The organism is Acidovorax sp. Root70 (genome assembly GCF_001428225.1).
Classification (GTDB): domain Bacteria; phylum Pseudomonadota; class Gammaproteobacteria; order Burkholderiales; family Burkholderiaceae_C; genus Acidovorax.
In genome coordinates this window covers 389,654-398,682 of record NZ_LMHQ01000029.1, presented here as the reverse complement: position 1 = coordinate 398,682, position 9,029 = coordinate 389,654, and the positions used below count along the sequence as shown (strand labels likewise).

Sequence of the window (9,029 nt, the reverse complement as noted above, 5' to 3'; positions counted from 1 at the left end):
CCTTGCTGCACAAAACAGCAGGGTAGGTAAAACACCTGGCTCAGTTTTAGGTCGGCATCACACCAAAAAGTGGCTCAGTTTTCGGTCGGCGTCAACACCCTTGCGCAACACCAAGCGCAACAGCAACTGGCCGCTGAGTATGAAAAGGCCGCAAAGGCCCTCCCCGAGTTTGCCGACCCTGCAAAGCGTGCACAGCTTTCGCAGCGACTGTCTGGAGTTCTCCAGAAGTACGGCATGACCGGGCAGGAGCTTGGCACCGTCACGGACCACCGCGTCCTGCTGATGTTGCGCGACCTGGAGAAGTTCCACGGACGCCAGCAAGCCGCTGGAACCGTGCGCGAGAAGCTGGCAAACGTCCCTCCCAAGACGCAAAAGCCAGGCACCGCAACCCAAGACGGCGGGCGCAGCGCGAAAGCGGCGCAGGCCAAGTCCCAATTCATGAAGTCGGGCCGATCCATGCGTGACGTCGCCCGTTACCTCGCTCAATCGCAGGAGTAATCAACATGCCAGCAAATAGCTTCGGTACGACCACGGCCATCGGTAACCGTGAAGACCTCGTAGACATCATCTACAACACCGCTCCCACTGACACGCCGCTGATTTCAGCCATCGACAAGGTAAAGGCCACCGGCGTGACCCACGAATGGCAGCGTGACGTGCTGGCGACCCCAGCTAACAACGCTGTGGCAGAAGGCGCGGACGCTACCTACACCGCCATCACGCCGACTCAGCGCCTGTCCAACCAGACGCAGATCTCGCGCAAGACGTTCTCGATCACCGACACGCAAGAACGTGTGTCCAAGGCGGGCCGCAAGTCGGAAATCCGCTACCAGACCATCAAGCAGGGCAAGGAACTGCGCAAAGACATGGAACTGGCGCTGATCGAAAACCCCACGCTGACCACTGGCGCAACCCGTCAGACTCGCGGCCTGCGCGGTTGGCTGGTCACCGGTGGCTCGTTCGGTGCAACTGGTGCAAACCCCAACTTTGTCACCAACACCGCCCCCACAGACGGCACGCTGCGGACCTTCACCGAAGCCCTGATGCGCACCGCTGCCCTGTCGGCCTACACCAACGGCGGCAACATCTCCATGCTGATGGTGCACCCATCCATCAAGCAGAACATCTCCGCCACCTTCACCGGTGCCGGTACGAAGTTCATCAAGGGCGAAACCAAGCAGCTCAACACCGCCTGGGACGTGATCAAGACCGACTTCGGTGACTTGGACATTGTCCCGAACCGTGTGATGCAGCGTACCCGCGAGGCGTACTACATCGACCCCGATCTGTGCGCCCTGGCCGTCCTGCGTGACATGGAAGACCAGGAACTGGCCCGCATCGGCTCAGCCCGCAACTTCATGATCGAAAGCGAATACGCGCTGGAAGCCCGTGAAGAACGCGGCATGGCCTGCACCCGCGATATCCAGTAATCGCCCACCACTGAATAGCCCTCCAGGGGAAACCTTGGGGGGCTTTTTATATGACCGTACAGACCTTCTACAAAGAAGAAGACGAGCAACTCGTCATTACTCGCACGCAAAACGTCGGTGCGATTGTGGACAGGAACAAAGCCTTGTCCAACGAAGGCTTCACAGGGCGCCCAGGTGCTCGCGTAGTGGCCTCCATTCCCCCGGTGGTCATTGAGCACTACTGCAACGTCAAGGGCATCACTGTCCATCAGTGGATGACCGATCCAGAAGTGCGCAAGCGCTTTCTGAACGACCCCGATTACGCCGACCTCCGCATTTGGAAGGGCAAAATATGAAACGCGAAGACGTCATAACCATCGCCGCGAACGGTACGACCGTCACCACCGGTGCTGCATCGGCTGCCGTGCCTGTTCCTGTGAATTCTGCCGGGACCAAGCCCCTGTATGTGCGCATCGCAGCCACGAATGAAAGCTATGTCCAGATGGGCAGCGCATCGGTTGTTGCAACAGCAAACAGCCTGCTTGTGCAGCCTGCCGACAGCGTGATCCTTGCCGTGGGTGGGCACACGCACATTGCGCACATCCAAGGTGCTGCGGTCGGCAAGGTCAACATCATGCCGCTTGAGGACTTCTGACCATGGCGATGACTTGGCGGCAGATCAAGGACGCGGTGGCGGCTTACGCCCATCGCTCAGACCTTGCAACGATGATGCCGACCTTCTTGGAACTTGCCGAGCAGCGCATCTACGCTGGGGCGTCAGAGGGCGATGTTCCTCCTTTGCGGCTGTCGTCCATGATGACTGTCGTCAATCCTGCGTCATCGACCCTGCCCGCTGATTTCCTCGAAATGAAGCGCGTGAGCGTGGTCATGTCGCCCACGTACAAAAAGCCGCTGGACTTCAAGCCGCTGGAAAACATGGGCGAGCAGGAACTTGCTTCGGGCTTTCCTTCGTTCTTCTCGCTGCGTGGTAATTCGCTGGTGTTCTCCCCATCGTTCTCGCAGGACGTGGAAATCACCTACTACGCCAAGTTCCCCGCCCTGGTGAACGACACAGACAGCAACTGGCTGACCAACAACGCATCGTCGGTCTACATCTCCGCCATGTTGGTCGAGGTGGGCTACTACACCGAGGACCCAGACCTGACAGCCCGAGAACTGTCGCGCTTCGCCTCGGTGATGAACAGCCTGCAAGCACAGGATGACGGCAACAAGCACTCGGGCGCACAACTACGAATCATGCAAGACGCACGGAGGCTCATCTAATGGCCGTCGAATCCGCAACCTACCCATCTCAGCTCAACACCGCCTTGCCAACGGCGGCAGACATGGTGAGCGAGGGTGATGACCACTTGAGGCTGCTTAAGACTGTCGTCAAAACCACGTTCCCTAATGTGGCGGGCGTCATTTCCGCAACGGATGTGCAGCTGAACTACGTCACTGGCGTGAATTCTGCGATTCAGACGCAGATTGATGGAAAGGGTGCGATTTCAGGGCAGACATGGACCGGACCGCACGTTTTTCCTGGCACGACAACGATAGGCGGTCTCACGCCGACTATTCGCGGCTATCTGGAGACCATCACCAGCGACGCTCAAGCGCAAATCAATGCCAAAGGCGCTATCGCTGGGCAATCGTGGTCGGGCACTCAAAACTTCACAGGCGCAACCATCACCGTCCCCACCGCAACCGTGGGCGACTCTTCCAACAAAGCGGCTTCCACGGCTTTTGTGGCTACCGCTGCGTTTTCTGCAGCCTTGCCGGGCCAATCTGGCAACGCTGGACGAGTGGTCACTACTGATGGCACGACTGCAAGCTGGGGTTACGCGATCCTGTATCGAAACTACATCAGCACCAGCTCGACAGCTCTCAAAGGCTTCAACAACGTCATCACCGCTGGCGGCATCACCGTGACGCTGCCGACTTTGGCTGATGGAGAGATCTGCCAAATCACCAATTCCTCCAACACGACCACTTCCGCAGTGGATTGGGGCTCCACCAAGTTTCGTGGGCAAACGTCCCCCGGTGTGATGACGCTGAACAAGCTCTCCGCATCGTTCTTGGTCATTGGCACAGGCAATGCAACTTACGGGAATATCTAAATGAGCTTGTTTACAGACTATTTCGGTGGGGGGGGTGGTGGGGGCAACAAAACCATTGTTTTTTGCCCAACGTCACGAACCGTTGTCGCCCCTGTATCTGGCACGGTACGCGTTCGCGCTATGGGCGCCGCTGGCAGCGGTGCTGGCGGCGCATCAAACGCATCTGGCGGCAATGGCGGAACGGTTGGCATCAAGAAAGCTGTGGTGACCGCTGGCGCAAGCATTGTCGTCACCCTTGGAGCTGGCGGCGCCACAGTGAGTTCGGGCGCTGGTAATCAAGGCGGCACCACAACGGTCACTGGCACAGGTATCAGCGTCAGCATCCCTGGCGGGAATGGTGGCGTGACTGGCGGCGTTTCCCCTGCTGCTAACACGGAGCCCACTGGATGTGATTCTTACTGGCTGGGCGGCCTGGGTGGCGCTGGGAATGCGTCAGGCGGTGGAGGTGGTGGCGGCGCCGGGGCCTTGTTGGAAGGGACGACTACTGGCGGTAACGGTGGCGCTGGTAGCTCCAATGGTGGCGGTGGCGGTGGCGTTGGGGCCAATGGCTTAAGCAGCGCTGCGGGCGGCTCTGGCGTAGGTGCGCAAAACTTGGCGCTGCAGTCCATACAGACAGTCGGTATGACCAGCGAGACGCATAGCCGTTTGTTGGTGAATGTCTCTGGCGGTGGCGGCGTTACTGCCACTCCAGATGGAGGCCCGGGCGGTGGAGGTGTAGGCGCCACCGCATCGACTGCAGCGGGTAGTGGCGGCTTCGGAGGTGGTGGCGGGGGCAGCGCATCGTCTGGCAACTTGGCCAAAACGGGCGGCACTGGCGGCGGTGGAGGAGGCGGGGGCGGCGCATCTCCAAACTCAGGCGCTGGAGGCTCCGCTTACGTCATTCTTGAATTCACTGAGGAATGAGCATGCGCATCGACATTATTGACCCCGTTGGAAATGTCGTAAACACCATCACCGCAGACCCAGCTTTTGCGAATGCGGAGTATCCAGGAGCCTGGCGCCAATCTGCGTATCAAGACCCGGAGCCAACGCCGCGAGAGTTGATCTTGCGTCACATCAAGCAGCTTGAAGACGCGGAAAACATGCCGCGCGTGACACGAGAAAGTTTGATCGCCATGGCAGAGGAAAGGGGTTTGGCGGCTGGCTTAACGCTGGAGCAGCTCCGGGTCAAGAACAAAGGCTATGCCGGTTTAAAAGCACTTGACGAGCAGATTGCAGCACTGCGGGCACAGCTATGACGCACATTCTTTTAGCCCCGTTTTACTTCTTTTTTCTGTTTTTGACCCTATGGGTCTTTTTTTTGGCCGTCATGAGCCTGAAGCGCGCCCGAGACACCGTGGGCCTGACGTTTTGGTGCAAGGTCTTTGGCTACCCGGTGCTGTTTGTCGGTCTGGCGCTGGATTTCCTGTGCAACGTGTTTGCGCTGTCGCTGATCCTGCTGGAATTGCCTCAAGAAGGCACGGTAACGGCCCGATTGAAGCGCCACAACATCGAGTCCAGCGGCTGGCGTAAGTCTGTCGCGGTGTGGGCCGAGCAACTGCTGGATCGATTCGACCCCAGCGGAGATCACATCTGATGCCTATCAAGCAAGTAGGCCCACTGGGTCAGCACGGCATCAACAAGGACTTGCAGCCGCAGGAGTTGGCCGACAACGTCTGGACGGACGGCGCCAATGTTCGCTTTCGCGACGGTGCTTTGGAGCGCATGAAGGGCGAGCAGAAGATTTTCGACACTCCCGCCGTCACGCCTTACTTTCTGCAGCCCTACTACACCAACACGACGCAGTATGTGATTCATGCAGGGTTGGCGGCGGTATATGCGGACACCTACACGGGCGGGTCGCCATCTCGCACAAACATCACCCCCACCTCTGCACCTACCGGCGCTGTGGATGATCGCTGGACCGGCGGTGTTTTGAATGGGGTACTGGTACTCAACAACGGCAAAGATGCGCCCTGGTATTGGGACCGTGGAGCGCCCAATAAGCTCGTCCCGTTGCCAAACTGGCCGACTGGATGGGTGGCGAAATCAATACGCCCATTCAAAAACGTTTTGGTCGCAGTCGGCATCACGAAGTCGGGTGTTTCTTACCCGCATTTGGTGGCATGGTCGAATGCAGCCGCCCCTGGAAACGTGCCTGACTCTTGGGACGCCACGGATCTTACAAAACTGGCTGGCGATCTGGATTTGGCAGAAGACCCGGGGTTGATGTTGGATCAACTGGTCATGGGCGACGTCAATGTTTTGTACAAACAAAACTCGATGTATGCCATGCGTGCTACAGGTGGAACCGATGTGTTCCGCTTTCAGCGTTTGCCTGGCAAGACTGGGATGCTCGCCATTGGATGCGTGGCCGACACGCCGCTAGGCCACGTGGTTTTGACAAACGGCGATGTGGTTTTGCACTCAGGTCAAGGGACTAATTCGATCATCAACGGGATTGATCGCAAATTCCTGTTTAAGACCATCGACAGTACCAATCGTTCGCGGTCCTTTCTTGTCGCAAATCCAGCTGCAAGCGAAGTGTGGGTGTGTTTTCCAGAGCTTGGAAAAGCTGCATGCACGAAAGCTCTTGTGTGGAACTGGACGGATAAGACCTGGAGTATCCGCACCCTGGATAACGTGACCTACGGCGCAGCGGGCCAGCTTGCAGACGCAGCGACCAAGACCTGGGCCGAGCAAAACTACGCCTGGAGCGATGCCACGTTTGCGTGGGACGAAAACGAACTGTCGCAAGCGCAAGAACGCCTTTTGCTGTGCTCCGCAGCGCCTTTGGTCGTCGCAGCCGATGTCACTGGCACGCGCAATGGAGCGGCGTACACCAGCTATGCAGAACGCACCGGCCTCACTTTTGGCGACCCAGACTTGGTGAAGGGCGCCAGAGGGCTGCGCGTGCGCGTTGAAGCATCCAAAGGCACCAAGATTCAAATTGAACTTGGCGGGGCCATGAACACGGAGCAAGCCGTGAGCTACGGGGCGCCATTCCAGTACACGGTCGGCACCACGGAGAACAACCAAGTCGACCTGTTTGCGAAATACAAATTTCTTGCAGTGCGCATCACGTCACTCGACAACCAGCCGTGGCGAATCACCAGCTATGGCATCGACCTTCAACCAGCGGGGCGCTACTGATGTACCGACCTAACAACGTGCCGCCAGATGCGGCGCAGCTTCCTGCGTTTCTAAACCAGGAATTGGCAGAAATAGCACGGGCTCAACAAGAGCCCGTTTTTTATTTGGACATCGCCATTTCCAACAGCGCGCCCAAGGTTCCCACCAGCGGTCGTGTGGTGCGGTACGCGCAGGCGGATGGGACGAACTGGAACCCCGGATCTGGGGCTGGCCTGTACGCATATCGAAGCGGCACCTGGGTATTCATCGGATAGGAGCAATCATGGCAAATTTGATCGGCGACAAGACTTATCAGCAGTGGATGGATGACATCCAGCAGGCCGGGGCCGGTGGGGACGTCAATGCCGAAGTGGCTGCGCGCCAAGCCTATGCCAACGCATTCAACGGCCAGTACAGCCCTAACTCCGCGCCAACCACCGCAGCAGACATCCAAAACCCAACCAGCTCATTCTTGGGCAACATGGATTGGGGGCAGGGCGCTAGTGCTGGGGGTGGTGCTGGATATTCAGGTGGGTCACCTGGTGCTTACAACACCAAGCCCATGCAGGGCTCGCCAGGCGGTTTTTCTGGCGGCACCTCGTCCGCATCGACAGCGGGCCAGAACCCCTACCTGACACAAATGGGTAACACCATGGTCGGGCAGATGACCGACAACTTCAATCGTCGTGTCATGCCGTCCATCGCATCGGGCGCGATGGCCTCTGGTGGTTTTGGCGGCTCTCGGCAGGGTGTGGTGGAGGCAAACGCCATGAACGATCTGAACACACAGATCGGCGGCGCACTGTCCAACCTGTACGGCAACGGCTTCAACACCGCGCTGAATTACGACTTAGGCCTGCGCGGCAACGATCTTGGCTATGCAGGCCTGGACGCCCAGATCAACCAGAACAACTTCAACAACCGCTTGGCCGGTGCGAATTTTGGCCTGGGTGTGGTCAACCAGGGCATGGCGAACAACCAAGCCGGGATCAATGCTGGCACGAACGTCCAGAACACCCCAATGAACTACTGGAGCCAGTTCGCCAACCAGTACAACGGCATCGGCCAAGGCTACGGGTCCACCACTGGCTCGACCAGCCAGCAAGGCAACCCGGTGATGGGTGCGTTGGGTGGTGCGCAGTTGGGCAGTCGCTTCGCGCAAGGTTGGGGCAATACCGCAGGCTCTGCATCAGACACAGCCAACGGCACCAACTTCTGGGCGCCCAACTTCCGCGGAAGCATGGGCGACTGATGCACTACACGCCAACCACCATCCCCGCAGAGGCGGCGGATGCGCTGCGGCCTGCGTTCGATTACTCGGACGACCAGCACGTCGATGACTGGATCACCTTGTGCAAAGAGGACAAGGCCCAGCTCTGGCGGCTTAACGACTACTGGCTGATTTCCCAAGTAGTCCGAACCAAACGCGGCCTTGCCATCGATCTCAAGTTCAGTGCCGGGGTGTACGAGCCCGCCCTGATCGATGAAGCCAACGCCTGGGCCAAGTCCATCGGGTGTGTCTGGTCCTACTTCTCGGGCCGCCCAGGGTGCGCACGTCGCCGCCCTGATTACCGAATTCGCAGCGTCACAGCAGACAAGGAGCTTTAAGCATGCCAGCAGCACTCGCACCAATCGCCGGAGCCGTAGTCGGCGGCCTCATGTCTGACGGTGGCGGCGGCGGTCAACAAACCGCATCCAAAGAGCCATGGGCACCGGCTATCAAGCCCCTGACCAACTCGCTTGACACCGGCCAGGGATTGGAGCGGTACTACCAGCAAAACCCGTTCAACCCGATGCAGCGCACCGGGTATCAAAACCTGTTTTCTGACTTGGACCAGTTCCGCAATCAGATCCAGCCCGGGATGATGCAGTTTGCCAACGACATGATGCAGTCCAACTATCAGCGCGGGCCGCGTCAGTCGCAGATGGAAGCCATGCAAGGCCAAATGCCCATGCAGAACACCAAGCAGCCCATGATGATGCAGCAGGGTGGAGACGGGGTGTACTCCGCCAAGCCCATGCAGATGCAAGGCGGGCAAGGCGGCTTGATGGCTGCGATGGGCCAAATGGGGCAGGGCATTGGCTCTCTGGGAATGGCGGGCGGCATGTCCATGTCCGATGCCATGCAGGAGCCTTCCATGTACTCGCAAGGCTCCATGCCGCAAGGTCTGCTCTCTGCCATTCAGCAAGGCCCATTCCAAGCCCCTACACAAGGGAACTACGGCCTGTTGGACTTTGTCCAGCTCAACCCATTCACCGCAACAAACGGCATCCCTGCGACGCCCGTAGCAGAGAAGCCAGCAGACAAGACCCCCGACCAATTGGCCGAAGAAGAACGCCGCCGCCGCCAACAGGCTGGTGAAGGCTTCCGAGGCGAAGGAGCGTAAAC

12 protein-coding genes are annotated in these 9,029 nt (G+C 58.8%); all 12 read left to right on the top strand.

Features of this window, described 5'->3' with window-relative positions; all coding sequences use genetic code 11:
- Positions 1–69: 69 nt before the first annotated feature.
- The 12 genes from ASD94_RS18405 (at position 70) to ASD94_RS18350 (ending at position 9,027) form a co-directional block, all read left to right on the top strand.
- Complete coding sequence (locus ASD94_RS18405) at positions 70–498, top strand: hypothetical protein (protein ID WP_056645938.1); 429 nt, start codon at positions 70–72, stop codon at positions 496–498.
- Between the two features lie 5 nt (positions 499–503).
- The gene (locus ASD94_RS18400) at positions 504–1,430 is read left to right on the top strand and encodes a DUF5309 domain-containing protein (protein WP_056645934.1); all 927 of its coding nucleotides are present in this window, start codon (positions 504–506) and stop codon (positions 1,428–1,430) included.
- Positions 1,431–1,480: 50 nt separating this feature from the next.
- Positions 1,481–1,765, top strand: coding sequence for a hypothetical protein (locus tag ASD94_RS18395; RefSeq protein ID WP_056645931.1), 285 nt, complete (start codon positions 1,481–1,483; stop codon positions 1,763–1,765).
- On the top strand, positions 1,762–2,064 hold the full coding sequence (locus ASD94_RS18390) for a hypothetical protein (protein WP_056645927.1): 303 nt from the start codon (positions 1,762–1,764) through the stop codon (positions 2,062–2,064). The genes ASD94_RS18395 and ASD94_RS18390 overlap by 4 nt, the downstream gene beginning before the upstream one ends.
- 2 nt (positions 2,065–2,066) lie before the next feature.
- Positions 2,067–2,693 (top strand): hypothetical protein, encoded by a 627-nt coding sequence (locus tag ASD94_RS18385; RefSeq protein ID WP_056645923.1) that lies wholly within the window; start codon positions 2,067–2,069, stop codon positions 2,691–2,693.
- Positions 2,693–3,529 (top strand): hypothetical protein, encoded by an 837-nt coding sequence (locus ASD94_RS18380; protein ID WP_056645920.1) that lies wholly within the window; start codon positions 2,693–2,695, stop codon positions 3,527–3,529. Before ASD94_RS18385 ends, ASD94_RS18380 begins: the two co-directional genes overlap by 1 nt.
- 905 nt (positions 3,530–4,434) lie before the next feature.
- A complete protein-coding gene (locus ASD94_RS18375; RefSeq protein WP_156391474.1) occupies positions 4,435–4,767 on the top strand; it encodes a hypothetical protein in 333 nt (110 codons plus the stop codon).
- Entirely contained in the window at positions 4,764–5,105 is a 342-nt protein-coding gene (locus ASD94_RS18370) for a hypothetical protein (protein ID WP_056645915.1), read from the top strand. Before ASD94_RS18375 ends, ASD94_RS18370 begins: the two co-directional genes overlap by 4 nt.
- Positions 5,105–6,661, top strand: a complete 1,557-nt coding sequence (locus ASD94_RS23725; protein ID WP_156391473.1) for a hypothetical protein — start codon at positions 5,105–5,107, stop codon at positions 6,659–6,661. The genes ASD94_RS18370 and ASD94_RS23725 overlap by 1 nt, the downstream gene beginning before the upstream one ends.
- 271 nt (positions 6,662–6,932) lie before the next feature.
- Positions 6,933–7,892, top strand: coding sequence for a hypothetical protein (locus ASD94_RS18360; RefSeq protein WP_156391472.1), 960 nt, complete (start codon positions 6,933–6,935; stop codon positions 7,890–7,892).
- Entirely contained in the window at positions 7,892–8,248 is a 357-nt protein-coding gene (locus ASD94_RS18355) for a hypothetical protein (RefSeq protein ID WP_056645907.1), read from the top strand. The genes ASD94_RS18360 and ASD94_RS18355 overlap by 1 nt, the downstream gene beginning before the upstream one ends.
- 2 nt (positions 8,249–8,250) lie before the next feature.
- The gene (locus ASD94_RS18350; RefSeq protein ID WP_156391471.1) at positions 8,251–9,027 is read left to right on the top strand and encodes a hypothetical protein; all 777 of its coding nucleotides are present in this window, start codon (positions 8,251–8,253) and stop codon (positions 9,025–9,027) included.
- The last annotated feature ends 2 nt before the right edge of the window (positions 9,028–9,029 follow it).

Bases quoted from the DNA above. Each gene is read 5' to 3' on its own strand.
- ASD94_RS18370 (WP_056645915.1), top strand. From the start codon at position 4,764: ATGACGCACATTCTTTTAGCCCCGTTTTACTTCTTTTTTCTGTTTTTG.
- ASD94_RS18375 (WP_156391474.1), top strand. From the start codon at position 4,435: ATGCGCATCGACATTATTGACCCCGTTGGAAATGTCGTAAACACCATC.
- ASD94_RS18395 (WP_056645931.1), top strand. From the start codon at position 1,481: ATGACCGTACAGACCTTCTACAAAGAAGAAGACGAGCAACTCGTCATT.
- ASD94_RS18390 (WP_056645927.1), top strand. From the start codon at position 1,762: ATGAAACGCGAAGACGTCATAACCATCGCCGCGAACGGTACGACCGTC.
- ASD94_RS18380 (WP_056645920.1), top strand. From the start codon at position 2,693: ATGGCCGTCGAATCCGCAACCTACCCATCTCAGCTCAACACCGCCTTG.
- ASD94_RS18350 (WP_156391471.1), top strand. From the start codon at position 8,251: ATGCCAGCAGCACTCGCACCAATCGCCGGAGCCGTAGTCGGCGGCCTC.
- ASD94_RS18385 (WP_056645923.1), top strand. From the start codon at position 2,067: ATGGCGATGACTTGGCGGCAGATCAAGGACGCGGTGGCGGCTTACGCC.
- ASD94_RS18355 (WP_056645907.1), top strand. From the start codon at position 7,892: ATGCACTACACGCCAACCACCATCCCCGCAGAGGCGGCGGATGCGCTG.
- ASD94_RS23725 (WP_156391473.1), top strand. From the start codon at position 5,105: ATGCCTATCAAGCAAGTAGGCCCACTGGGTCAGCACGGCATCAACAAG.
- ASD94_RS18400 (WP_056645934.1), top strand. From the start codon at position 504: ATGCCAGCAAATAGCTTCGGTACGACCACGGCCATCGGTAACCGTGAA.